The organism is Streptomyces sp. NPDC099050, assembly GCF_044759865.1.
Classification (GTDB): domain Bacteria; phylum Actinomycetota; class Actinomycetes; order Streptomycetales; family Streptomycetaceae; genus Streptomyces.
Genome location: NZ_JBIWAE010000013.1, coordinates 209,537 through 233,411, shown reverse-complemented (window position 1 = coordinate 233,411; position 23,875 = coordinate 209,537). Strand labels below are relative to the sequence as shown.

17 protein-coding genes are annotated in these 23,875 nt (G+C 74.1%); 8 read left to right on the top strand and 9 right to left on the bottom strand.

What is annotated here, in order from left to right; all coding sequences use genetic code 11:
- Positions 1–579 precede the first annotated feature (579 nt).
- Both ACIQV3_RS23090 and ptsP read left to right on the top strand, forming a co-directional pair.
- Positions 580–1,029, top strand: coding sequence for a PTS glucose transporter subunit IIA (locus tag ACIQV3_RS23090; RefSeq protein ID WP_403714591.1), 450 nt, complete (start codon positions 580–582; stop codon positions 1,027–1,029).
- 71 nt (positions 1,030–1,100) lie between these two features.
- Positions 1,101–2,771 carry a phosphoenolpyruvate--protein phosphotransferase gene (ptsP, locus tag ACIQV3_RS23085; protein ID WP_403714589.1) on the top strand — a complete coding sequence of 557 codons (1,671 nt, stop codon included), beginning with the start codon at positions 1,101–1,103 and terminating at the stop codon, positions 2,769–2,771.
- A gap of 81 nt (positions 2,772–2,852) precedes the next feature.
- Here the strand turns inward: ptsP and ACIQV3_RS23080 are convergent, their stop codons facing one another.
- Both ACIQV3_RS23080 and ACIQV3_RS23075 read right to left on the bottom strand, forming a co-directional pair.
- Positions 2,853–3,773, bottom strand: coding sequence for a hypothetical protein (locus ACIQV3_RS23080; RefSeq protein ID WP_403714587.1), 921 nt, complete (start codon positions 3,771–3,773; stop codon positions 2,853–2,855).
- A gap of 70 nt (positions 3,774–3,843) precedes the next feature.
- The gene (locus tag ACIQV3_RS23075; protein ID WP_403714585.1) at positions 3,844–5,823 is read right to left on the bottom strand and encodes an acetoacetate--CoA ligase; all 1,980 of its coding nucleotides are present in this window, start codon (positions 5,821–5,823) and stop codon (positions 3,844–3,846) included.
- 248 nt (positions 5,824–6,071) lie between these two features.
- Between ACIQV3_RS23075 and ACIQV3_RS23070 the strand changes: the two genes are divergently transcribed.
- Positions 6,072–8,567 carry a glycoside hydrolase family 31 protein gene (locus ACIQV3_RS23070; protein ID WP_403714583.1) on the top strand — a complete coding sequence of 832 codons (2,496 nt, stop codon included), beginning with the start codon at positions 6,072–6,074 and terminating at the stop codon, positions 8,565–8,567.
- Positions 8,568–8,595: 28 nt separating this feature from the next.
- On the opposite strand, the gene ACIQV3_RS23065 is transcribed toward ACIQV3_RS23070, so the two are convergent.
- On the bottom strand, positions 8,596–9,114 hold the full coding sequence (locus ACIQV3_RS23065; protein ID WP_403714581.1) for an NUDIX domain-containing protein: 519 nt from the start codon (positions 9,112–9,114) through the stop codon (positions 8,596–8,598).
- Positions 9,115–9,137: 23 nt separating this feature from the next.
- Between ACIQV3_RS23065 and ACIQV3_RS23060 the strand changes: the two genes are divergently transcribed.
- Genes ACIQV3_RS23060 through ACIQV3_RS23045 form a run of 4 tightly spaced genes read left to right on the top strand, consistent with a single transcriptional unit; the run spans position 9,138 to position 12,105 of the window.
- Positions 9,138–10,004 (top strand): M15 family metallopeptidase, encoded by an 867-nt coding sequence (locus ACIQV3_RS23060; RefSeq protein WP_403714578.1) that lies wholly within the window; start codon positions 9,138–9,140, stop codon positions 10,002–10,004.
- A gap of 13 nt (positions 10,005–10,017) precedes the next feature.
- Entirely contained in the window at positions 10,018–10,398 is a 381-nt protein-coding gene (locus tag ACIQV3_RS23055; RefSeq protein WP_403714576.1) for an Mpo1-like protein, read from the top strand.
- Positions 10,399–10,441: 43 nt separating this feature from the next.
- Complete coding sequence (locus ACIQV3_RS23050) at positions 10,442–10,918, top strand: Zn-ribbon domain-containing OB-fold protein (protein ID WP_403714573.1); 477 nt, start codon at positions 10,442–10,444, stop codon at positions 10,916–10,918.
- Positions 10,915–12,105 (top strand): lipid-transfer protein, encoded by a 1,191-nt coding sequence (locus ACIQV3_RS23045; protein ID WP_403714572.1) that lies wholly within the window; start codon positions 10,915–10,917, stop codon positions 12,103–12,105. The genes ACIQV3_RS23050 and ACIQV3_RS23045 overlap by 4 nt, the downstream gene beginning before the upstream one ends.
- A gap of 222 nt (positions 12,106–12,327) precedes the next feature.
- Here ACIQV3_RS23045 and ACIQV3_RS23040 read toward each other — a convergent pair whose 3' ends face one another.
- The 4 genes from ACIQV3_RS23040 to ACIQV3_RS23025 are packed head-to-tail and all read right to left on the bottom strand — an operon-like array spanning position 12,328 to position 16,921.
- On the bottom strand, positions 12,328–12,951 hold the full coding sequence (locus ACIQV3_RS23040) for a GTP-binding protein (protein WP_403714570.1): 624 nt from the start codon (positions 12,949–12,951) through the stop codon (positions 12,328–12,330).
- Entirely contained in the window at positions 12,932–13,372 is a 441-nt protein-coding gene (locus ACIQV3_RS23035; protein ID WP_403714568.1) for a DUF742 domain-containing protein, read from the bottom strand. The genes ACIQV3_RS23040 and ACIQV3_RS23035 overlap by 20 nt, the downstream gene beginning before the upstream one ends.
- A gap of 10 nt (positions 13,373–13,382) precedes the next feature.
- Positions 13,383–13,820 carry a roadblock/LC7 domain-containing protein gene (locus ACIQV3_RS23030; protein WP_243341589.1) on the bottom strand — a complete coding sequence of 146 codons (438 nt, stop codon included), beginning with the start codon at positions 13,818–13,820 and terminating at the stop codon, positions 13,383–13,385.
- On the bottom strand, positions 13,817–16,921 hold the full coding sequence (locus ACIQV3_RS23025) for a nitrate- and nitrite sensing domain-containing protein (protein WP_403714566.1): 3,105 nt from the start codon (positions 16,919–16,921) through the stop codon (positions 13,817–13,819). The genes ACIQV3_RS23030 and ACIQV3_RS23025 overlap by 4 nt, the downstream gene beginning before the upstream one ends.
- Before the next feature lie 359 nt (positions 16,922–17,280).
- On the opposite strand from ACIQV3_RS23025, the gene ACIQV3_RS23020 reads away from it, so the two are divergent.
- Entirely contained in the window at positions 17,281–17,742 is a 462-nt protein-coding gene (locus ACIQV3_RS23020) for a hypothetical protein (RefSeq protein WP_403714564.1), read from the top strand.
- Positions 17,743–17,951: 209 nt separating this feature from the next.
- Here the strand turns inward: ACIQV3_RS23020 and ACIQV3_RS23015 are convergent, their stop codons facing one another.
- On the bottom strand, positions 17,952–22,742 hold the full coding sequence (locus tag ACIQV3_RS23015) for a hypothetical protein (RefSeq protein ID WP_403714562.1): 4,791 nt from the start codon (positions 22,740–22,742) through the stop codon (positions 17,952–17,954).
- A 97-nt stretch (positions 22,743–22,839) separates the two neighbouring features.
- Entirely contained in the window at positions 22,840–23,787 is a 948-nt protein-coding gene (locus ACIQV3_RS23010) for a hypothetical protein (RefSeq protein WP_403714560.1), read from the bottom strand.
- Positions 23,788–23,875: the final 88 nt, after the last annotated feature.

Genomic DNA, 23,875 nt, shown 5'->3' with positions numbered 1-23,875 from the left:
GTATCAACTTTTTGGCGTTGATTTTTGGCACGCTGTTGAGTTCTCAAGGAACGGACGCTTCCTTTGTACTCACCCTCGCGGGTTTTCCTCCGGGCTTTCGTTCTATTCTGTGCTGTTCTTGCGTTTCAGACTCTATCAGAGTCTGTCTCGCTTGTTTTCCGCCTTCCAGGTCATCCGCTTTCGCGCTTTCCCTTTCCGGCGAGTCCGACTCTATCAGTCCTTTTCTTTCTCCCTGACCACTCTCCGGCTTGCCGAATGGGCATGCGGAAAGAGGATCAGATCAAGATCAGAACTAGAGAGAGGAGGATTCCCGTCCATCGGCCGTTCGCGAAATGTTCACGCGGGGCCTCCTGGCGGGAGTCACGACAGTACAGGTCCACCAGAGACCAGGCAAATCGATTCAGGCGTATGGTCTAGTCCACCGGTCTAGTCCACTAGTCTCCGTGCCGAAGGACCAGTCCGGTTCGGGACCAACATCGGGCGAACCCGAACATCTTGTGACTTATCCTTCTGGAGAGTACGCCGTTCGCGACAGGTAGTGACGGCGACACGACGAAGCCCCACCCCTGGGAGGCCCCCATGACCAGCGTGACGTCCCCACTTGCCGGGACCGCCATCGGACTCGCGGCAGTGCCCGATCCGGTGTTCTCCGGCGCGATGGTGGGACCGGGCACCGCGATCGATCCCGTGCGCGAGCCTTCGGCGGCGGTGTCCCCCGTAGACGGTGTAGTCGTCTCCCTGCACCCGCACGCGTACGTCGTCGTCGACAGCGAAGGCCACGGAGTGCTCACGCACCTGGGCATCGACACCGTTCAGCTCAACGGCGAGGGCTTCGAGCTGCTCGTCAGCAAGGGCGACACCGTGACCCGCGGCCAGGAGGTCATTCGTTGGGACCCCGCCGCGGTCGAGGCCGCCGGCAAGTCCCCCATCTGCCCCGTCGTGGCACTTGAAGCGACTGCCGACTCCCTGTCCGGCGTGGTCGAGGCCGGAGACGTCAAGGCCGGGGACGCTCTCTTCGGCTGGCAGTGACCTCCCCTTCTAGACGCACTGGCACATCCAACGCGGCAGGTGGACCCGCCGCTCAATCGGAGACAGGTGAAATGGAGACAACGCTGCGAGGCGTCGGCGTGAGCCACGGTGTGGCGATCGGCGAGGTTCGGCACATGGGCACGGCGGTTCTCGAACCGCCGGCGAAGCAGATCACCGCGGACGAGGCGGAGCGCGAGCAGGGGCGCGCCCGTCAGGCCGTGGAAGCTGTATCGGCCGACCTGATCGCCCGGGGCCAGCTGGCCGGTGGCGAGGCCCAGCACGTGCTCGAGGCCCAGGCGATGATCGCCACGGACCCCGAGCTCATGGCGGACGTCGACCGGCGGATCACCGTCGGCAGCACCGCCGAGCGCGGTGTGTACGACGCGTTCGCCGCCTACCGTGACCTGCTCGCCGGTGCCGGTGAGTACATGGCCGGCCGTGTGGCCGACCTGGACGACGTGCGCAACCGCATCGTCGCGCGCCTGCTCGGCGTGCCGATGCCGGGTGTGCCCGACAGTGACGAGCCGTACGTGCTGATCGCGCGGGACCTGGCTCCCGCCGACACCGCTCTGCTCGACCCGGCGCTGGTCCTCGGTTTCGTGACCGAGGAAGGCGGCCCGACCAGCCACAGCGCGATCCTCGCGCGGGCGCTGGGCGTGCCGGCCATCGTGGCGCTGCCGGGTGCCAGTGAGATCGCCGAGGGTACGGTCATCGCCGTCGACGGCAGCACCGGTGACCTGTTCGTGGAGCCGAGCGCGGCGAAGCGGGCCGAGCTGGAGGCCGCGGCCGCCGAGCGCAAGGCCGCCCTCTCCGCTTCCTCCGGTCCGGGTGCCACCTCCGACGGTCACAAGGTGCCGCTGCTGGCCAACATCGGCGGTCCGGCGGACGTGCCGGCGGCCGTCGATGCCGGGGCCGAGGGTGTGGGCCTGTTCCGCACCGAGTTCCTCTTCCTCGACGACAGCAAGCACGCGCCGACCGAGGAAAAGCAGATCGAGTCGTACCGCAAGGTGCTCGAAGCCTTCCCCGAGGGTCGTGTCGTCGTACGCGTTCTGGATGCCGGCGCCGACAAGCCGCTGGACTTCCTGACCCCGGCCGACGAGCCGAACCCGGCTCTGGGTGTCCGGGGCTTGCGTTCGCTGCTCGACCACCCGGACGTGCTGCGTACGCAGCTCACCGCGCTGGCCAAGGCCGCCGAGGGGCTGCCGGTCTACCTCGAGGTCATGGCCCCGATGGTGGCCGACCGCATCGACGCCAAGGCGTTCGCGGACGCGTGCCGCGAGGCGGGTCTGAAGGCGAAGTTCGGTGCGATGGTGGAGATCCCCTCCGCCGCGCTGCGGGCGCGCTCGATCCTCCAGGAGGTCGAGTTCCTCTCGCTGGGCACCAACGACCTGGCCCAGTACGCCTTCGCCGCCGACCGTCAGGTCGGTGCCGTATCGCGGCTGCAGGACCCGTGGCAGCCCGCGCTGCTCGACCTGATCGCCATGTCGGCCGAGGCCGCCAAGGCCGAGGGCAAGAGCTGTGGCGTCTGTGGCGAGGCCGCCTCCGACCCGCTGCTGGCCTGTGTGCTGACGGGGCTGGGTGTCACCTCTCTCTCGATGGGTGCCGCTTCGATTCCCTACGTGCGGGCGACGCTGGCCAAGTACTCCCTCGCGCAGTGCGAGCGTGCGGCTGCCGCCGCGCGCGCCGCGGACACCGCCGAGGAGGCCCGGGTGGCCGCCCAGGCGGTCCTGTCCGGCGAGTAGTTCGAGAAGACCGACGTCGAGGGGCCTTCGCCGGTGGCGGGGGCCCCTCGGCCGTTGCCGGGTGGGCGGGGTACGCCCGGCTCAGTGGTGCGGGCCCGGTTCGTCCACCTCGTAGCCGGGGCAGTACTCGACGCCGGGCTCGGGGCCCACGGGCTCTCCGGTGTCGGCGTCGGTGCAGTAGGCGTTGAAGACGGCCGCGGCCGAGAGGGGTACCAGGCGGCCGCGGTCCAGGCGCCAGCCGTGGACGCGGTCCCGGTCCCCCTCGGTGGTGCGCAGGACCAGCCCCCCGGGTCCGCCGAGGGCCAGGCCCGCGGCGAGGACGGTCACGAAGTCCAGGCCGTCGCGGCCGTCCACGCGGGGCCGGCCGCGGGGGCCGTCGCCGGTGTCGGCGTGCAGCACCGCCACGAGCTGTTCGTCCTGCGCCGGGACGCTGCACACCAGGTGGTGGTGGCCCGGGCCGGCCCCGTCGACCAGGCGCCGGAGCGCTTCGGCTGCGCGCTCCAGGGAGGCCGTCCCGATGTCCTCGCCGCAGTCGGCGCAGCGGCCCACTTCGGCCAGCAGCGAGCTCGCGTACTCCCAGGTGGCCTGCCGGACGGCCGCGTCCACGAGGAGCGGGACCAGTTCGTCGATGGGCTGGCCGGCATACGGGAGGCCGCCGGCGGCGCCGCCCAGTTCGGCGGTGAAGCGGGTCCGGGATCCGGCGGAGTCCGGGTCCAGTCCGCGGTCCGCGCAGAAGTCGGCGTACTCCACCGGATCGAACAGGGCGACCGTGGTGTGGATGCCCTGCGCCGCGAGGGAGCGGAGCAGCCGGTCCACGTGGTCCAGGTAGTCGCGGTGGTCGTCGAAGGCGAAGCTGCGGTACCCGCGCATGGCCGCGAAGTCCCCGGCGTCGGCCAGGAGGCCGACGGTGCTGGGGACTTCGCGGCGCAGGGTGCGGCGCCTGCCGGCGCGGGCGGGGCGCGGTGGGGTGGTGCGGGTTCCGGTGTCGTTCGAGCGGCGCATGGTTCCCCCTGAGTGACGCGATCACTTGCTCACTCAGAGTAATCGTCGCCACTGACAGTGGCCTCTCGCGTCAGCCGCGGGTGCGGGCGAGCTCCTCGTAGAAGTGCAGGAGGTCGAGGTTGTCGACCGAGCCGGGATTGACCGCCTTGGCCATGGGGGCGCCCTGGAGGAGGCGCTTGACCGGGACCTCGATGCGCTTGCCGGTGAGGGTGTGCGGGATGCCCGGGACCTCGATGATCTCGTCGGGGACGTGGCGCGGGGAGAGTTCCTCACGGATCGTGGTCTTGATCCTGGAGCGGAGGGCGTCGTCGAGGACGGCGCCGGGCGCGAGGTGGACGAAGAGCGGCATCCAGTACCCGCCGTTCGGCTCTTCCAGGCCGATGACCAGGGATTCCTTGATCTCTGGGAGTCGCTCGACGGCCTCGTAGATGTCCGCGGAGCCCATCCGGACGCCCTGGCGGTTCAGGGTGGAGTCGGAGCGGCCGTGGATGACGACGGAGCCGTGATCGGTGATCGTGATCCAGTCCCCGTGGCGCCAGACGCCGGGGAACATCTCGAAGTAGCTGTCGCGGTAGCGGCTGCCGTCGGGGTCGTTCCAGAAGCGGATCGGCATGGACGGCATGGGGTTGGTGACGACGAGCTCGCCGACCTCGCCGGTCACGGGCTTGCCGGAGGGGTCCCAAGCCTGGAGGTCCGTGCCCAGGCAGGCGGCCTGGAGTTCGCCGATGTGCACCGGGAGGGTGGGTACGGCGCCGGCGAAGCAGCTGCAGACGTCGGTGCCGCCGCTGACGGAGGCGATCCAGAGGTCTTCGGCCACCTCGTCGTGGAGCCAGCGGAAGCCGTCGGGCGGCAGGGGGGATCCGGTGGTGGCCACGCACTTCACTGAGGAGAGGTCGAAGTCGCGGGAGGGGTGGACCTCCGCCTTGCGGCAGGCCATCACGTAGGCGGCGGAAGTCCCGTAGAGGGTGGCTTTGGTCCGCTCCGCGATGCGCCATTGGGCGCCGGTGTCGGGGAAGCCCGGGCTGCCGTCGTAGAGCACGACGGTGGTGCCGGTGAGCAGGCCGGAGACGAGGAAGTTCCACATCATCCAGCCGGTGGAGGTGTACCAGAAGAAGCGGTCCTCGGGGCCCAGGTCGCAGTGCAGGCCGAGCTGCTTGAGGTGTTCGAGGAGGATGCCTCCCTGCGACTGGACGATGGCCTTGGGCAGGCCGGTGGTGCCGGAGGAGTAGAGGACCCAGAGCGGGTGGTCGAAGGGGACCGGCTCGAAGACCGGCTCCGCGTCGCCCGCGGTGAGCGCCGACCAGTCGAGGGCGCCCGCGGGGGCCTGCGTACCGAGCAGCGGGATGTGCACGACGGCGCGCAGCGAGGGGAGCTCGGCGCGCAGTTCGGCGACGGTGTCGCGGCGGTCGTGTTCCTTGCCGCCGTAGCGGTAGCCGTCCACGGTGAAGAGGACCACCGGCTCCACCTGCTGGAAGCGGTCCAGGACGCTGCGGGCGCCGAAATCGGGGGCGCAGGAGGTCCAGACGGCGCCGACGGCGGCGGTGGCGAGGAGCGCGGCGACGGCCTCGGGGATGTTGGGGAGGTAGCCGCTGACCCGGTCGCCGGGGCGCACGCCCAGGGCGCGCAGTTCCGCGGCGAGCGCGCCGACCTGGCGGCGGAGCTCGGCCCAGGTGACGGGGGTGGGCTCGTGGGTCTCGTCCACGTGGAGCAGCGCCGCGTCGGCGGCGCGGGCCGGGTCCTCGGCGGCGCGCAGGGCGTGCTCGGCGTAGTTGAGGGTGGCGCCCTTGAACCAGACCGCGCCGGGCATGGACCGGTCCGCGAGGACGGCCTCGTACGGGGTGGTGAAGCGTACGTCGAACCACTCGGCGACGGCCTGCCAGAAGCTGTCCAGCGCGTCGACGGACCAGCTGTGCAGGGCCGGGTAACCGCCGTCCGCGGGGGCACCGTGGTGTTCGGCGGCCCAGGCCTGGAAGGCGGTGATCCGGGCCGCGGCGATCCGGTCGGGGCCCGGGGACCAGAGGGGCTCGGAGGAGGTGGCTGCTGCGGTCATGCGTCGGCTCCCGGTCACGTCTGCGGTTCGCGCCTCGTGGGCGTGGCGTGGTGTGGCGTCTGGTGTGGCGTGTGGTGTTCGTACGGTGCCACCGCGCGCGGGGTGTGCGCACGGGGGCTCACAGGGACGATGCCATGTGATCGACATCCGCACCAGAGCCGTCATCGGCGCTCGGCCGTGATCCTTTTGTGGGTGAACGGCAGTTGAACGGCGCCTTCTGGGGCGGGTCGCGGTGGCAGGGTTGCGCCATGGACGGTCGTGGGCTGGTGCGTGCGGTGAAGGACCTCGGCGGCGAGCGGGGGCGGCGTGCCTGGCGCTCGGCCTGGCGCAACCGGCGCGTGGACGCGGCGGGGCTCGCGCCCCGGGGCGCGGAGCGGGCGCGGGTGCCGGGTCTGCTGACCGGTACGGAGGCCCGGCCGGGCGGTGGAGTGCTCCGGTTCACCCGTTCGGAGCTACTGGTACGGGTCACCGTGGGCGGAGCGGTGTTCTGGGGCTGGGACGGTGCCGCGCCGACGCCCTCGTACGCGGTGGTCGGCAGCGGACCGGAGCCCGATCCCCGCGCCGAGCTGGAGCCGGACACCGACGGCGGCTGGCGGGTGGTGTCGGAGCGGGTGACGGTGGCGGTGTCCCGGCACGGGGCGGTGGAGGTGCGCACACCCGGCGGGACGGTGCTGCGGCGGGATCAGCCGCCGCGGTGGTGGGAGCGGGTGGGCTCCGCCCGGGTCGAGGGGGACGCGGCCGGGCCGGGGAGCGGGGGCGGAGCGGACGGCGGGGCCGGCGGTGGGGACCGGGCCGAGGGAGCGGACCGTCGCGCCGGCACCGGGGGCGCGGACCCGGACGCGGGCGAAGCCTGCGGGGCGGGCGGCGGGGGCGCGCGGTGGCTGTTGCGGAGCGAGGTGGCGGCGGACGCGCGGGTGTTCGGGCTGGGCGGGCGGGCGGTGGGGCCGCGGTTGCGGGACGGGAGCTATCGGCTGTGGAACACCGATCCCAAGGGTGGGTTCGGGTCCGGCTCCGGCGAGGAGCCCTTGTACATCACGATGCCGGTGCAGTTGGTGGTCGCGGACGCGGGCACGCACCTGGTGTTCCACGACAACTCCTGGGACGGGCGGGTGGTGTTGCGGGAGGGCGAGGAGGGAGCGGGCTCGGGGGCGGACCGGCCGGGCTCCTGCGAACTGCGCATGGAGGGCGGTCCCTTGCGGTGCTGGGTACTGGTGGGGCCGCCCGGGCGCGTGCTGCAGGGCTGGTCCGGACTGACGGGCGGGGCCGCCGTGCCGCCGGAGTGGGCCCTCGGGTACCAGCACGCGCGGTGGGGGTTCGGGAGTGCGGCGGAGGTGCGCCGGATCGTGGCGGGGTACGCCGAGCGGGGGCTGCCGCTGTCGGCCGTCCATCTGGACATCGACCACTACGACGGCCACCGGGTGTTCACCGTGGACCGCGAACGGTTTCCCGATCTGCCGGGACTGGCGCAGGAGTTGGCGGACGGCGGTGTCCGGCTGGTCTCCATCGTCGACCCGGCGGTGAAGGCGGGCGACCCGCTGCACGCCGCGGGGCTCGCGGTCGGCGCGCACGGGGCCTTCGTACGGGACGCGGCGGGGCGGGAGGTCCGCGGCGAGGTGTGGCCGGGCGAGTGCGCGTACCCGGACTTCACGGATCCGGCGGTGCGGCGGTGGTGGGGCGGGCTGTACGGGGAGCGGCTCGCACAGGGCTTCGCCGGGGTCTGGCACGACATGAACGAGCCGGTGTCCTTCGCCCCGTTCGGGGACCGGACGCTCCCCCGCTCGGCGCGGCACGCGCTGGACGGGGCCGGCGGGGACCACCGGGAGGCGCACAACGTGTACGCCCTCGCCATGGCGCGCGCGGGCTGGGAGGGACTCGTACGGCTGCGCCCGGCCGAGCGGCCGTTCCTCTTCTCCCGGTCGGGGTGGGCGGGGATGCAGCGGTACGGGGGCACGTGGTCGGGTGACGTGGAGAGCAGCTGGGACGGGCTGCGGGCCTCGCTGGCGCTGGTACTGGGCCTCGGGCTGTGCGGGGTGCCGTACTCGGGGCCGGACATCGGCGGCTTCTGGGGCTCGCCCTCACCGGAGTTGTACCTGCGGTGGCTGCAACTGGGCTCCTACCTGCCGCTGTTCCGGACCCATTCGGCGATCTGGGCCGGGCGCAGGGAGCCGTGGGAGTTCGGGGAGGAGACCGCCCGGGCCGCGCGGGCCGTGCTGACGGAACGGGAGCGGCTGCGCCCGTACTTCGTGACGCTGGCGCACATGGCGCGCAGGACCGGGGCGCCGTACGTGCGGCCGCTGTGGTGGGGGGCTCCGGAGGACCGCGCGCTGCGGGACTGCGAGGACGCGTTCCTGCTGGGTGACGCCCTGCTGGTGGCGCCGGTGCTGGAGTGCGGGTCGGACCGGCGGGCGGTGCGGCTCCCGCGCGGGCGCTGGTACGACACGGCGACGGGCCGGGCGTACGAGGGGCCGGGCCAGATCCTGCTGGACGCCCCGGCGGACCGGATCCCGGTACTGGCGCGGGCCGGCTCGCTGCTGCCGGTGCGGGCGGCCGACGGGTCGGTGGCCCTGGAGGCGTGGGCTCCGGCGCGGGGCCGCACGGGCGGCGGGGTGGTGATCCGGGACCCGGGGCCGGGCTTCGAGCCGGTCGAGGTGGAACGGTACGTGGTGCGGTGGGCCGGGGACGCGGTGGTGGTGGAGGACGAGGCCGGGGAGCGGGTGAACGGGGTGGTGCTGCGGGGGCTTTGAGGTGTCGGGGGTCGGTCGGGGTCCCGGCCTAGGCCTGGTGCGGGTAACGGCCGTCGAACCATGCCGCGGCGGCCTTCGTGTGGAGCGGGAAGGCCAGTTGCTCCGGGCCGCGCAGGACGTGCCAGCCGGTGGTCTCGTCCGTCGGGACCGACGCCGGGAGGGACGCGGCCGGGCGGACGGGCAGGAGGCCGAAGACGAGCAGGTGGCCGGCCGGGGAGCTGAGGGTGTCGGCGAGGGCGACCTCGGAGGCCGGGGCGTGGATGCCGGTCTCCTCGCGGAGTTCGCGGACGACCGACTCGCGCCAGTCCTCGCCGAAGTCCATGAATCCGCCGGGCAGGGCGACGGCGCCGAGGGCGGGCTCGATGGTGCGGGTGATGACCACCAGGCCGGTGCCGAGCTCGTCCTCCACGGGGAGCAGGGCCACGGCGACCGGGAGGGGGTTGCGGTAGGCGACCGCACCGCACGAGGGGCAGGTACGGGGCCAGTCGGCCGAATCGAACAGGGTTCCACAGGCGGAGCAGTGCGAGTCCTTCAGGTGCGCCGGCATGCGGCGATGGTATGCCAAGGGGCATGCGGACGGCGGTTGTCGCGGGATGCGTGGGCGGGCTGCTGGGTGTGCTGGCGGCGGTGGCCGCGCCGGGGACGGTGGGGGCGGGGGCGGGGGCGGGTGGTCCCGCCTCGCGGACCGGAGTGGTGGCCGCGTCCCGGGCCGCGCCCGGTGGGCCTGGTGGGCTTGGTGCGACCGGTGCGACCCGTGCCACCGGTGCGACCCGTGGCACCGGGGCGACCGGCGGCCCCGGCGGGCGGGCCTCGTCGGCCGTCGGGTTCGTGGCCGTTGCCGAGGTGGACGCGAGCATCGGGCAGGAGATGCGGTACGCCACGCCCCGCAATTTCACCGGATCGGTCGTGGACGGCTACGACGAGCCCGTCTGCCTGCTCGCCCGGCCCGCCGCCGAGGCGCTGCGGCGGGCGCAGCGCGAGGTGCTGCGCCGCGGGTACTCGCTGCTGGTGTACGACTGTTACCGGCCGCAGCGGGCCGTCGACCGGTTCGTGCGGTGGGCCCGGGACGGGTCCGATCAGTCGGCCAAGGCGGAGTTCTATCCCGAGGTGGCCAAGGACCGGCTGATCCCGGAGGGGTACATCGCCGAGCGGTCCGGGCACAGCCGCGGCAGCACCGTCGACGTGACCTTGACGGAGCTCGGCCGGGGGGCCCTCGACATGGGGACCCCCTTCGACTTCTTCGACCCCCTCGCGTACACCGACAGCCCGCGGGTGACGGGGGCGGCCCGCGAACACCGGGATCTCCTCAAGCGGGTGCTCGGCCGGCAGGGGTTCGTGAACCTGCCCCAGGAGTGGTGGCATTTCACGTACGCACCGGAGGCGTTCCCGGTCACGCATTTCGATTTTCCCGTCTCTGTCGCCTCCGTTCACCGCTGAGTACCGTGCCCGCATGACATTCAGTTCGTACGAGGAGTTCTGGCCCTACTACGTCGCCATGCACTCCCGCGCCGCCACCCGCTGGATCCACCTCACCGGCACCCTCACCGGCCTCGCGCTCACGGCCTACGGGCTGGCCCGCGGCCGGAAGCGGTACATCGCCGCGCTCCCCCTGATCGGGTACGGAACCGCGTGGCCGGCGCACTTCCTGATCGAGCGGAACAACCCCGCCAGCTTCGGCAATCCGGGATGGTCGCTGCGCGGGGACGCGCAGATGATCCGGATGATGCTGGCCGGGCGGGACGCGGAGCTCGGCGAGATCGCGCGGAAGTGGCTCGCCGAGAACCCGTGCGAGGAGTGCGGCCCCGGGGGTGCGTTCCCGAGCGTTCCCTGACAGACTCCTGACGGATCGTCAGATGCCTGTTTCGGGAGGGGTCTTGGAACGCACACGCACACCCGTGGTCAGCGGGTGGTTCACCGGGGACGGCTCGGACGACACGGACGGCGGGTACGGCGGGTTCCGGTTGCTCGGCACCCGGTGCTCCGCCTGCGCCGCCGTGTTCTTCCCGCGCGAGGACGCGTACTGCCGCAATCCGCACTGCCCGGGCGGCGGCGAGCTCGCCGAAACCCCGCTGTCCCCGCGCGGCCGGGTCTGGTCCTACACCGACGGGCGGTACCGGCCGCCCGCGCCGTACGTGTCCGACCCGGACGCGCCCTGGACCCCGTACACCCTGGTCGCCGTGGAGCTGGAGGCCGAGGGGATGGTCGTGCTGGGGCAGACGGTGCCCGGGGTGGGAGTCGGCGATCTGGCGGTCGGGATGGAGGTCGAGGTGGTCGGCGGCGTGCTGAACGTGGACCCCGACGGCACCGAGTGGACCACCTGGCGGTTCCGGCCCGTGGGGGTGGAACTGTGAGCACCGACATCGCCGTCCTCGGGGCCGGCATGCACCCGTGGGGCAAGTGGGGCCGCAGCTTCGTCGAGTACGGGCGGGCCGCCGCGCGGGCCGCGCTCGCCGACGCCGGGCTGGACTGGACCGACGTTCAGTCCATCGTGGGGGCCGACACCGTCCGGTCGGGCTACCCCGGCTACGTGGCCGGAGCCACCTTCGCGCAGGCGCTGGGCTGGCAGGGCGCCCGCGTGACCAGCGTGTACGCGGCCTGCGCGTCCGGCGCCCAGGCCATCGGCGCGGCCCGGGCGCAGATCCTGGCCGGGCTCGCCGACGTGGTGCTGGTGGTCGGGGCGGACGCCGCCCCGAAGGGGTTCTTCGCGCCCGCGGGCGGCGACCGGCCGGACGACCCGGACTGGCTGCGCTTCCGGGTCCTGGGGGCCACGAACCCGGCGTACTTCGCGCTGTACGCCCGCCGCCGCATGGCCCTGTACGGGGACACCGGTGAGGATTTCGCGCAGGTCAAGGTGAAGAACGCGGCGGCCGGGCTGCTGAACCCGAACGCCCGCTACCGCAAGGCCGTGACGGCCGAGGAGGTGGCCGCCTCGGCGATCGTCGCCGATCCGCTGCGGCTGCTCGACATCTGCGCCACCTCCGACGGGGGCGCGGCGCTGGTGCTGAGCAGCATGGACTTCGCGCGCTCGCGGGGGGCCGCGGACCCGGTGCGGATCCGGGCCGTGTCCACGGTGACGCCCACGTATCCCCGTACCGTCCTGGACCTGCCGGACATCGCCACCGACTCGGTGACGGCCGTCGCGGCGACCGCCGGCTCCTTCCGGGCCTCGATCGCGCGGGCCGCCTACGAGGAGGCGGGGCTCGGGCCGGACGACCTCTCGCTCGCCGAGGTCTACGACCTGTCGACCGCGCTGGAGCTGGAGTGGTACGAGGACATGGGCCTGTGCGGGGAGGGCGAGGGGGCCAAGCTCGTACGCGAGGGCGCGACCGCGCTCGGCGGGCGGATCCCCGTCAACACCAGTGGTGGCCTTGCGTCGTTCGGGGAAGCCGTGCCGGCGCAGGCCATCGCCCAGGTGTGCGAGCTGACCTGGCAGCTCCGGGGCACGGCCGGTGAGCGGCAGGTGCCGGGGGCGCGGGCCGGAATCACCGCGAACCAGGGCCTGTTCGGGCACGGATCGGCGGTCGTCGCCGTGCGCTGAACGGTCCCCCCGTGGTCGCTCCGTTCCCGGTGGGCCGCTGAACAGCGGCTGCTGTCCGAACGCTTGACGGCCCCCAGTGGCGGGTTCACACTCTCTCCACGGTCCCGCGCCGCCACCGGGACACCCGGATCCCCCCATGAGAGCTGCGGCCCGTACCCCAGTCGGCGGGGGTACGGGCCGCCTCCACGTCGCGGCCCGGTGCGCGAGGACGCGGGACGCCGGCTAGGGCGTCGTCAGGCTCGCGCGGCGGGCTCTGGCCAGGGTCATCGCGTGTTCCACGACTCCCACCAGGACGTCCTTCACCGATTCACGGTCGCGTGCGTCGCACAGCAGCACCGGCACCTCGGGGGTGAGGTCCAGGGCTGCCCGTACGGCCACCACCGGGTACTGCTCGGCTCCCTCGAAGCAGTTCACGGCGACCACGAAGGGGATCTCGCGGCGCTCGAAGTAGTCGATGGCGGCGAAGCAGTCGGAGAGGCGCCGGGTGTCCGCGAGGACGACGGCGCCGAGCGAACCCTGGGCCAGCTCGTCCCACAGGAACCAGAAGCGGTCCTGTCCGGGGGTGCCGAACAGGTACAGCACCAGGTCCTCGCGCAGCGTGATGCGCCCGAAGTCCATGGCCACCGTGGTGGTGCTCTTGCCCTCCACCCCCCGGGTGTCGTCGATGCCTCGGCCCGGCTCGGAGAGGCGTTCCTCCGTCCGGAGCGGTCTGATCTCGCTCACCGCACTGACCAGGGTGGTCTTGCCCACCCCGAAACCGCCCGCGACCAGGATTTTCAGGGTCAGCGGCTCGACCGGCGTCACGGCATGCATGGCGCCGGTGCGGCTAGAGCGCCCGAAGGCCATCGATCACCTCACGCAGAATGGATTCGTCGGGCAGTTCGGCCGGGGGGACCGGCCGGGTCACGTGCACCAGTTCGTCGTCGACGAGGTCTCCGATCAGGACGCGTACGACCCCGACCGCGAGGTCGAGTTCGGCCGCGATCTCCGCCACGGACTGCGGGCGGAGCAGGCAGAGTCCGAGGATGTCGGCGTGTTCCGGGGACAGGGTCGTGTCCCAGACCGGGTCGTCGGCCGCGGATTCCGCGACCACCAGCGCGATCAGGTCGAGGCGGTGCTGTCCGGCGTGGCTGGTCCGCCCGCGGGTCATCGCGTACGGACGCACCACCGGACCGGCGTCGTCGTCGAACCACTGGTCGGCCGCGGCGTCGGAGCCCGCAGCGGTGCCTCGGGGGTGGGCCGGGGGGTCCTGGCCTGGATCGCTCATGCCGTCCGACTCACCCTCCGGCGGGCAGCCCGGTGCGCGGGGCGGTCGCCAGGTGGTCACCGACCCGCTTGACCATGAGGGTCATCTCGTACGCGACCTGGCCGACGTCTGAGTCGGCGTCGGCGAGCACCGCCAGACAGCTTCCGTCGCCGGCCGCCATGACGAAGAGGAACGCCTCGTCCAGTTCGACCACGGTCTGGCGGACCCTGCCGGAGTCGAAGTGGCGGCCGACGCCCTTGGCGAGGCTGTGGAAGCCGGAGGCCACGGCGGCCAGGTGCTCGCTGTCCTCCCGGGTGAGGTCCTTGGAGCTGCCGGTGGGCAGGCCGTCCCCGGAGAGGACCACGGCCTTGCGGATGCTGGCGACCCGGTCGACGAGCTCGTCGAGGAGCCAGTTGAGGGGGCCGGAACCACGGCCCCTGGTGTCGTTGCCGGACTGCGGTGCGGTCATCGACCGTCCCCTTCGCTCTCGCATCCGGGACCGGTGGCGGCAGGGGTGCCGGCCTCGGTCACGGACTGGTGTGGTGCGTGTCGCTGGGCATGCTGCGTCTGGTCGGCGGACCGTACCGCCGATGGCGCCCGCTCGGTCCGTTCGGCCTGCTCGGTCCGTGCCGCCGGCTCGGTCCGGTCCGCCTGCTCGGTCCGGTCCGCCTGCTGCCGCGCGTGGTGGTCGCGGCCTGCGGTCCAGCCGCGCTGGAGGGAGGACATGCGCCGGCGCACGTCCTCGGCGTCGCGGTCGGCCACCGGGTCGGCGGCGGCCTCGGCGGCCGCCGGGGCCGGGGCGTCCTTGAGCTGGGGCGCGAGGCTGGCCTGGCGGATCCGCCGGGGCAGGGTCGCTCCGGGGGAAGCGGCCGCGGGGTGCGCCGGGCCGCTCGGGACCGGGCCCGCCTGCGCGTCCGGGACCGCCGAGACGGGGCGGGGCTCCACGCGGCGGCCGTGCTCGGCCACCAGGGTCGGGGTGGGGCGCCGCCGCGGGAGCGGGACCGCGCCGGGCGAACGGGCGCCGTCGGGGCGGGCGGATTCCGCTCGCGCCGGTTCCAGGCGGACCGGGCCGGTGGGGGGCAGGGGCTCCCGCTCCCGGTGGCCACGGTCGCGGTCGCGGAAGCCGTCCCGGGCGGAGTCGCGGTCGCCCAGCCGGGCGCCGGCCCGCTCGGCGGGGGCGTCGGTGGAACGGTCGCCCTTCCAGAGGCCCGTACGGTCGCCGGAGCCGTCGGCGGGCCGCTCGCCCATGCGGTCCGCGCTGCGGTCGCCCTTGCGGGGGCCGCCGCGGTCGGTGTGCTTGTCGGTGTGGGGGCGGGCGGCCGGTCGCAGTCCGAGCAGGGAGTTGCGCGAGATGCCGTTCGGCGGGGTCTCGTCGTCGAGGGTGGCCATGGCGGGCCTGCCCTTGGCTCCGGAGAGCCCGCTGAGCCCGGTGAGCCCGATCGTTCCGTTGGAGCCCGCGATGCCCGTGGGGACGTCCTCCGGGGCCGGGACGGGCTCGTCCAGCCCCAGCATGCCGATCGGGGCCTCCAGCTCGACGGGGCCGCGCAGTTCGGCGCCGGCCGGCAGCCGGCGGTCGCCGCCGCCCCGCTCCGCGACGGCCTTCGGACGGGCGGAGCCGACCGGGCCGCCGGCCGCCCTGCCACCGGCCAGCCGGATGCCGGTGCCGTTGGTGTCGGGGGCCTCCGTCAGCAGGGCCACCGGGAGGAAGACCACCGCGGTGGTGCCTCCGTAGGGGCTGATCTGGAGGCGCACCTTGACCTCGCGGCGGTGCGCGAGGCGGCTGACGACGAACAGGCCGAGCCGGTCGGTGTCGGAGAGTTCGAACTCGGAGGTCTCGGTGAGCCGGAGGTTCGCGTCGAAGAGCGCCTCGGGGGTCATGCCGAGGCCGCGGTCGTGGATCTCCAGGGTGAAGCCGTTGGCCACGCGCTCGCCGAGGACCTGGACCCCCGTGTGCGGCGGGGAGAAGACGGTGGCGTTCTCCAGGAGTTCGGCGATGAGGTGGGTGACGTCGGCGACGGCCGGGCCGGCGATGCCCAGGCGCGGCAGCCGGCGCACCTCGATCCGCTCGTAGTCCTCCACCTCGGCGACGGCGGCCCGTACGACGTCCATCAGCTGGACGGGCTTGCGCCACTGGCGGGAGGGCGCGGCGCCGGAGAGGATCACCAGGCCCTCGGCATGGCGGCGCATGCGGGTGGTCATGTGGTCGAGGCGGAAGAGGTCGGCGAGCTCCTCGGTGTCCTCGGTGCGCCGCTCCATGGTGTCGAGCAGGGTGAGCTGGCGGTGCAGCAGCACCTGGTTGCGGCGGGCCAGGTTCACGAACACCTCGGACACCCCGCGACGGAGCTCGGACTGTTTGACGGCGGCCTCGATGGCCGCGCGCTGGAGGGAGTTGAGGGCCTGGCCGACCTGGCCGACCTCGTCCTTCTCGTACTCCAGGCGGGGGGCCTCGGTCTCCACGTCCACGTGCTCGCCCGCGGCGAGGCGGCGCATCACGCCCGGGAGGCGGATGCCGGAGACCTCGTGGGCCTCCTTGCGGAGCCGGGACAGGTCGCGGATCAGGTCGCGGCCGATGCGCACGGACAGCACCAGGGAGACGACGAGGGCGATGAACCCGAGCACGCCGGCGAGGGCGGCCTGGACCAGGACGTCCATGGCGACGGGTTCGACGCGCTTCTGGTAGCGGTCGCCCGCGGCGGTGCCCATGACGGCGAGGTCGCCGAGCACCTTTCCGGCGGCCTCGTCCCACTGGGGCACGGGCACGTTGCGCGGGCTGTGGGTCGGACCCTGGACGAGGAATCGTTCCTCTGCCTCGCGCAGGGCGCGGCTCTCCGGGTTGTTCCAGTACTGCTCGAACTGCTCCCGGTCGGCGGCCGGGAGGATCGCGAGGTTGAACTCGTAGAGCAGCTTGCGGTTGGCCACGAGGTCGGAGACGCGCCGGATGTCCGACTGGCTCACGTTGCGGGCGGCGAGGGCCCCCGCGACGAGGGCGTCCTCGCGCGAGAGCGTCTCGCGGGCGCGGGTGACGCCGACGAGGGCGCGGCCCTGCTTGTCCATCTCCACGTCCTGGAGCGCGTGGAGGTTCATCAGGAAGTCGTAGCAGGGGTCCACGAGCCGGTTGTAGAGCTCCAGTGCCTGGTTGGTGTCGACGGAGCCGCCGTCCACCGCGCCGCGCAGCGCTCCGATGCCGTGGAAGGCTTCGAGGATGGAGCTCAGGTGCGCGGCGGTGGCCGGGGTGAGTTCGTCGACGACTTCGGGATCCCGGGCGTCGGTGGAGATCCTCTCCACCGCCTCGTCGGTGGCCGCGCGGCTCTTGGCGAGCTCGGTGGTGGCGTTGGAGGCGCGCGGGTCGCCGATGACCACGAGGGTCTGGCGGCGTTCCTTCTGGATGACGCGGACGACGTCCTCGACGGGGTAGCCGACCTTGTCGATGACGTAGGCGACACCGAGCAGTTGGACGGCCTGCCGGCCGGTGATCACCGTAGCGAAGCCCCAGAGGGCGGTCAGGGAGACGAGCGGCACAAGGAGCAACGCCACGATCTTCCGGCGGATGGACTTCCCGCGAAAGCGCATGGCCTCCCCAGCCTCCCCAGCTCAACCCCGTTACCGGGCGTTGGTGTTCCGTCATTTAAACGGCGTGAGCCTACTACTGCCACAGGGAACCTTCGAAGGCCTGTCCGGACGTTTTCGGCCTGACCCCCGGGCGAAGATCACGAGTTGTCCGAATGCTCCGGGGAAGTGCGGCCCGATATGTGGCAGATGGCACGCCGTGGGGCCTCGGTTCCCGTAGCGGAATGGATGGCTGGAATTCTTCGTTCCGCGACACTCCGGGGCCTCCGGCGCGTCCGGGATCCGGGAATCTCTCGGCCCCTTCGTGCGTCTACCTGTTCGGGGCGGGCATGAGCGGCCGCGTAGAGGGCAGGGAGCCGACCATGGTGAAGAGGTACGAGGACGACGGCGCGGGGCCGGGGGGCGGGCGGGGGCGGGCCCTGTGGGTGGACCAGCCCGCGGGGCGGCGACGCATGCCGGACCCGGTGCGCAGATCCGCCGTGCGGGCGGTGCTGATCGTCGCCGTGACGCTGACGGAGGCGACGATCGCCTTCTTCCTGACGGTCACCGGCTCCTGGCTGGCCCTTCCGATGTCGCTGGGCGCGATAGCGGGGACCGTCGTGGCCACGTGGGGCGTGCTCGACGTACTGATCACCCGCCAGGCGTGGAACCAGCGCCACGGAGTCCTCTCGGAGCCCAGCAGTACGGCGCGGGGGCGGCGCCGTGAGCGCCGCAGGGCGCGCCGGGAGGCCCGCTCGGCGCCGCCGCTGCCGCCCCGCGTACCGGTGCGGGGCGAGTCGACGGGCATCTGGCCGCCGCCCACGGGCACCCCCGGGCGGGGCTGAGGCGGCCCCGCCGCCTCGTCGGCGGGCCGGGCCCCGGCGGGGCTGAGGCGCCCGCACCCCCGCGCCGCACCCCCGCGCCGGTGCCCCGGGCCCGCCGGACGGAGTCCGGCGCAGCGGCGCGAAGCCGGGGAGGCCCGCCAGGGCCGAGCCGTGCGAGCGGCGCGTCAAGAAGGAGTGGCCCGCCAGGGCCGAGCCGTGCGAGCGGCGCGTCAAGAGGAAGCGGAGCTCCGGCGGTACATGCGGGTCGCCGTGATCTCGCCGTGGATCGTCTCCCCGTCCGCGAACTGCTGGGGCAGGCCCGGGCGCAGGTGTTCCTCGACGCTGATGTACTTGAGCCCCGCGCGCAGGTCGGCGTCGTTGCGCAGCCGGATGACCAGCGGGAACTCGGCGAGGGCCGTGGTGTCGAACAGGCCCGTGGTGTACAGCAGCTGGACGCCGAGCGCGTCCGAGACGGCCCGCTGGAGTTCCAGCAGGTACGTGGCGTTCGCGCGCCCGATCGGGTTGTCGAGGAAGAGCGTGCCCGCGTGCCGGTGCTTGTCGCGGCCCCGGTCGTTGCTGCGCAGCGCCGCCATCGTGCAGTAGAGCGCGATCGCGGCGGTCAGCAGCTGTCCGCCCGAGAACACGTCGCCCATCTGGCCCACCGGGACCCGCTCGGCGCGGAGCACCGCGTCGGGCTTGAGGATCTCCACCGCGATGCCCTTGGGCTCCAGGGCCGCCGAAACCCCGTGCAGCAGCAGCGACATGCCGTCGCGGCGGCCTTCGCCGAAGGTGGCGGTGCTGCTCTTCTTCAGGGCGCCGCGGGTCGCCTCGTCGATGACCTCTCCGAGCCGCTCGGTGAGGGTGGCCTGGTCGGGCTCCTCGAAGCGGATGCGCAGGAACTCCTGGCCCGACCACTCCCCCAGGCCCTCGGGGAGCTGGGAGAGCCGCTGGGCGGAGCGCAGGGTGGCCAGGGCCGATTCCACGAGGCCGCGCAGCCGGTCCACGATGCTGTCGCGGTTGCGCTCCAGCTGCGCCAGCTCGTCGGTGAGGACGCGCAGCCGGGGCGCGAAGGCGACGGCCCAGGCGGCCGCGTGCTCGGGCAGGGCGGAGGCGGGCAGTTCGCGGATCTGCTGGCGCGCGGGGGTGCGCACCTGTTCGTAGCGGTTGGCGTTGGCGTGCCGGACCAGGATGTCGCTCGCCTCGCGGACGGCGGCCTCGGCGGCCGACAGGTCGGCGGCGCAGGCCCGTAGCGAGCGGCGGGCCTCGGTGGCCGACTGGCGGGCCTCCTCCAGGCTGCCCGGGTGGGCCACCGGCTCCTGCTCGTCCTCCTGGTGGGTGTGGTCCCGCAGCAGGTCCCGGAGCATGGCCGCGGTCTCGTCGAAGCCGCCCGCGCCCTCCTCGGCGGTGCGGTGGGAGCGCAGCAGGTCGGCGTGGGCCGCGCGGGCGGACTCCACGGCGGCGGTGTGGGCGGCGAGTTGGGCGGTGGCCGTGCGGAGCCTGGCCTGGGCGTCCTCGACGTTGTCGGGGATCAGCTCCTCGGGCAGTTCGGTGTGCGCCTCGCCCTCGGCGGGTGCGTGCCGTTCGGCCTCGCCGCGCAGCCGCCCGAGTTGCTCGCTCGCGGTGGAGGCGCGGGTCTCCAGCATCTGTACGAGGGCTTCGGCGCGGGCGGCCGCGGCCTGCCGGGAGGGGCCGTCGGCTCCGTCGGTGCCTTCGAGGAGCTGGGCGGCGCGGGTACGGACCTTGTTGGTGAGGCGGTCCAGTTCGGCGAGGGCCACGGACTCGTCGCTCTCGGCGCGGGCCTGCTCGGAGCGCAGGTCGGCGCCGACGCCGACCTTCTCGTAGAGCTGGGAGGCGGCGCGGTAGGCCTCGCGCAGCGCCGGGAGCGGCGCCTTGGGCGTGCCGTCATCCTCGGGCAGCGGATCGGGGGCCCCGGCGATCTCGGCGCGCTCGGCGCGCAGGGCGCGGGCGGTGCGGCGGGCATCGTCGGCGGCGCGCTGGGCGGCGCGGCGGTCCTCGTCGGCGGCCCGGGCCCGGTCGAGGCAGACCTCGGCACGGGCCTCGGACTCGGCCGCCTCGTCGGCGAGTTCGCGCAGCTTGGTCTGCCAGCCGGCGCGCTCGCGCAGCCGGTAGGCGAGGCCCGCGAGGGCGTCCGCGACCCGGCGGGCGCGCTGCGCGGTGTCCTGGCGCTCGTCGCGGACCCGGGCGGCGTCGGCGGCGGCCTCGTCGGCCTCGGCGCGTACGGTACGGGCCTCCGCGAGCTCGGCGTCCGTCTCCTCGGCGAAGCCGCGGGCGGCGGCGGCCTGCTCCGCGAGCTCGGCGAGACGGCCGGGCGGGCAGCCGGTGCGCCAGGACAGCAGCCGGGCGGCGAGCTCGCGGTCGCCGGACAGGCGGGCGGCGAGCTCGCGGATCTCGGTGTCGCGGGCCGTGGCCCGGGCGCGCAGCGCCTGGCGCTCCTCGTCGGCGGCGTGCTCGTCGTGCATGGCCGGGTTCGGCGTAACGATGAAAATGCCGTAGATGCCGGACCCGGTGGCGTCGCCGGCCGGGGGAACCGGCGCCAGCAGGGCCGCCGCGGTGCCGACGGCGACGGTGGAGCGGGGCAGCAGCGCGGCGCCGGAGAGGACCTCGCGGGCCCGGGAGTGGGTGTCGGGGTCGGTGATGACCACGCCGTCGACGAGTTCGGGGCGGGCGGCGAGGACGGCGGCGTGGTCGGCCGGGTCCACGGACTGGGCGAGGTAGCGCCAGCCCGGGAGGGCCGGGATGCCGTGCTCGCCGAGGAACTCGACGGTGGCCAGGACGTCGGGGCCGGGCGGCAGCAGGCCGCCGTCGCCGAGGGCGCCGAGGATGCGGGAGTCGTCGGCGGCGGCGGTGCGCAGGTCGAAGAGCTGGCGTTCGGCGGCGGCGACTCCGTCGGTGAGCAGGGTGCGCAGGTCGTCGGCGCCCCGGTCCAGGTCCTCGACGGTGAGCCATCCGGCGGGGACGGCCGCGGCGCCAGTGTTCCGGCCGTCGGCGGCGCCGGGGGCGGCGTGGCCGTCGCCTCCGGCGGGCCCTGCCGATCCGGGGCTCCGGCCCTCGGCGGAGCTGTTGGCCCCGGAGCCCTGCCCCGTGGCATCGGGCCCGGATCCGCCGGCCGGCGTACCGCCGTGGGCGCGCAGGGGCGGGCGAGCGGGGTCGGGGGCCGACGGGGCGCCCAGGAGGGCCGCCAGGCGCGGTGCGGAGGCGAGGGAGGCGGCGGCCCGGTGCTCGGCGTCGTGCGCGGCCTCGGCGGCGTCGGCGGCGTCGGCCGCGCGGGCGGCGGTGAGTTCCGCGCGGGATTCCACCGCGGCGGCCTCTCGGGCGGCCTCGGCGGCGGCGCGGGAAGCCTCGCGGGACTCGTCCCAGGCGGCCACGGCCGTCTTCTCCGCGTCGGCGGCGGCCAGGGCGGCGCGGGCCGGGTCGGCGTCGGGGGCGGAGTCGTCGAGCCAGCCGGCCCGGACGGCTTCGGCGGTCTCCTGCTGCACCTCGGCGAGGCGGGCGCGCAGGTGCTCGGCCTCGCTGCGGGCCCGCTGGGCGGCCGTGGCGGCGGCGGTGGCGGCCCGGTGGGAGGACTCGCCGGTCTCCTGGAGGACGGCGGAACGCTCCTCCTCCTCGTTGGCGGCCCGCTCCCCCCGCTCGGCGGCGGCGTGCAGGGCCCGTACGAGCTCGGTGGCGGCGGTGGCCCGGGCGGCGAGCGCCGGGGCGGCGTCCCGCTCGGCCTCCAGGATCGCGGCGGCGACCCGAGCCGAGCGGTCGGCGGCGGAGCGGTGGCGCAGGACGTGCTCGGCGGCCTGCCAGGCGGAGTGCAGGGTACGGGCTTCGAGGAGTTCGCGGCGCTGCGCGGCGGCGGCCTTGTCGGCGACGGTCAGGGCCAGCGAGGCGTGCCGGTAGGCAAGTTCGGCCGAGACGGCGGCGCTGCGGGCGCGCGCGGATTCGGCGGCGGTGACCTGGTGGGCGGCGCCGGTGACGCGCTGCGCGAGGTCGGCGGCGCGGCCGCGCTCCTCGCCGGCGCGGGCGGACAGGCGGCGGGCGAGGGTGCGCGTACGGCGTTCGGCGCCGGCGTGGACGTCGCGGAGCCGGGAACGGGCGGCGGTGGCTTCGACGATCTTCGTGAGGAGGTCCACCGAACCCGCGGTGAACTCCCGTTCGGCCATCAGCTCGGCGCGGCGGCCGAGCTTGTTGCCGAAGCCGTGGACGAGGTCGGCGAGGCCGTCCGTGTCCCGGGTGTCGGTGACGGCGCGCAGCAGGAGGTCGGTGAAGTCGGAGTCCTTCTTGACCGCGAAGAGGCCGGCGGCCTCGCCCTCGTCGGCGTTCATCTCGCGCTGGTAGCGGAAGAGTTCGGGGTCGAGGCCGACCTCGGTGAGGTGCTCGTTCCAGCGGTCGTGGATCTCCTCGAAGTACACCTCGAGGTGCGGGTACGCCTTGCCCGCCTCGGTCAGGGCGTCGCGGAAGCCCTTCATGGTGCGGCGCCGCCCCTGGGCGCCGGAGGCGCCTTCCACGGGCGGGCGTACCGAAGTGGCCTCGGCCACCGGGAGGTTGTCCAGGCTGAGGCCCGGGCCGGGGCGGAAGGAGTACCAGGCCTCGGCGAACTTGCGGGGGTCGTTGGAGACTTGGCGGCCGCGCCACTCGCTGACCTTGCCGACGACCACGCACTCGCCGGTCTGGGTGTGCTGCCATTCCAGCGCCACGTGGCCGCAGTCGTCGGCCAGCAGGAACTTGCGCAGGACGCCGGAACTGGCGCCGCCCAGGGTGTTGCGGTGGCCGGGCAGCATGACCGAGAAGATCAGCTTGAGCAGGACGGACTTGCCGCCGCCGTTCTCCAGGAAGAGCACGCCGGCGGGCGCGGGGCGGCGCGGGGGGCCGGTGGGCTCGTCCTCGAAGAACTCCGCCTGGGTGGGCGCCGGGTGGGGCACCGGCTCACCGACTCCGCGCAGGTCGAGCACGGTGTCGGCGTAGCGCGCGCCGGCGGGCCCGATGGAGTAGAGGCGGATCCGGGACAGCTCGTACATGGCGGCGGACTCTCGTGGTCTTTCGTAGGTCGTACGGGGACGGGTGGCGGGGCGCGGGGCGCAGGGCGGGTGGCGGGACGCGGGGCGCGTGCGCGGGCTAGGCGTGGAAGGGCAGGCCCGCGTCGGCCGCGAGTTCGAGGTCGTCGCCCTCGGGCGGCGGCAGGAGGCTGGCAGAGCCGTCGCTGACGGGGACGACGCCCAGGTCGAGGAGCTCGGCCATGGCCGCGCTGCCCGCCATGTCGCGGACCTGGAGCTGGTAGCGGGGGGTGGTGCGGTACGTGCCTCCGGCCTCGTCCCCGGTGCGCTGGAGGAAGCCGGAGTCGGTGAGGAAGGCGGCGGCCTTGCCGACGATGCCGGTGGTGGAACCGGCCAGCCGGCGGGCGTCCTTGGTGGCGCCGGTCGCGCTGCGGCGGGCGTAGACCCGCCAGGCGGCCTCCAGGCCGGGGGCGTCGGAGGCCGGGTCGGTGTTCTCGCCGAGTTCCTCGGCGCGCTCCTCCAGGCGGCGGCAGGTCTGCCGGACGAAGGCGTCCACGCCGTTGACGGTGATCCGGCCGATGTAGCCGTCGTCGGCGAGGTCCTCGGGTCGCGGAAAGGCAAGGGCCGCCACGGCGAGGTGGGCGAGCCCGTGCAGGAAGCGGTCCGCGGAGTCGGCGGTCGTGCGGCGGGCGTAGTCGCCCATGCGGACGGCGAAGACCGAGTCCTCACCGGCGGCCACGGCCATGCCGGCGCGGGAGGAGACCTCCAGGACGACGAGGCCGAGGCCGGTGGCGACGGCGTCCGCGAGTCGGGCGAAGGCGGGGTCCTCGCGGTAGCGGCGCAGCAGTTCGGCGTACTCGGCGTCGCGGGCGGGCAGCAGCTTGGGCTGGAGCCCGAACGCGACGAGCCGGGCCGCGTCCGCGGCGTCGGCCGGGGTGACGGGGGTGGTGGCCGGGCCCTGGGCGGGCCCGTGGGCCTGTACCGGGGCCGGGGCCGGTGCCGTTGCCGGGGCCTCGTGTGCGTCGGGCTCGCTCCACGCGATGTGCCGCTCGGCGTGGTGGTCGCTCACGGGTGGATCTCCTCGGTGGTACGGGTGGTGTGCGTGCGGGTGCGGCGGGCACCGGCGGTGTGCGGCCCGGCGTGCGTCGGTCGCCCGG

Bases quoted from the DNA above. Each gene is read 5' to 3' on its own strand.
- ACIQV3_RS23090 (WP_403714591.1), top strand. From the start codon at position 580: ATGACCAGCGTGACGTCCCCACTTGCCGGGACCGCCATCGGACTCGCG.
- ACIQV3_RS23025 (WP_403714566.1), bottom strand. From the start codon at position 16,921: ATGCGCTTTCGCGGGAAGTCCATCCGCCGGAAGATCGTGGCGTTGCTC.
- ACIQV3_RS23080 (WP_403714587.1), bottom strand. From the start codon at position 3,773: ATGCGCCGCTCGAACGACACCGGAACCCGCACCACCCCACCGCGCCCC.
- ACIQV3_RS23070 (WP_403714583.1), top strand. From the start codon at position 6,072: ATGGACGGTCGTGGGCTGGTGCGTGCGGTGAAGGACCTCGGCGGCGAG.
- ACIQV3_RS23015 (WP_403714562.1), bottom strand. From the start codon at position 22,742: ATGTACGAGCTGTCCCGGATCCGCCTCTACTCCATCGGGCCCGCCGGC.
- ACIQV3_RS23065 (WP_403714581.1), bottom strand. From the start codon at position 9,114: ATGCCGGCGCACCTGAAGGACTCGCACTGCTCCGCCTGTGGAACCCTG.
- ACIQV3_RS23035 (WP_403714568.1), bottom strand. From the start codon at position 13,372: ATGAGCGATCCAGGCCAGGACCCCCCGGCCCACCCCCGAGGCACCGCT.
- ACIQV3_RS23040 (WP_403714570.1), bottom strand. From the start codon at position 12,951: ATGGCCTTCGGGCGCTCTAGCCGCACCGGCGCCATGCATGCCGTGACG.
- ACIQV3_RS23075 (WP_403714585.1), bottom strand. From the start codon at position 5,823: ATGACCGCAGCAGCCACCTCCTCCGAGCCCCTCTGGTCCCCGGGCCCC.
- ACIQV3_RS23030 (WP_243341589.1), bottom strand. From the start codon at position 13,820: ATGACCGCACCGCAGTCCGGCAACGACACCAGGGGCCGTGGTTCCGGC.
- ptsP (WP_403714589.1), top strand. From the start codon at position 1,101: ATGGAGACAACGCTGCGAGGCGTCGGCGTGAGCCACGGTGTGGCGATC.
- ACIQV3_RS23060 (WP_403714578.1), top strand. From the start codon at position 9,138: ATGCGGACGGCGGTTGTCGCGGGATGCGTGGGCGGGCTGCTGGGTGTG.
- ACIQV3_RS23055 (WP_403714576.1), top strand. From the start codon at position 10,018: ATGACATTCAGTTCGTACGAGGAGTTCTGGCCCTACTACGTCGCCATG.
- ACIQV3_RS23020 (WP_403714564.1), top strand. From the start codon at position 17,281: ATGGTGAAGAGGTACGAGGACGACGGCGCGGGGCCGGGGGGCGGGCGG.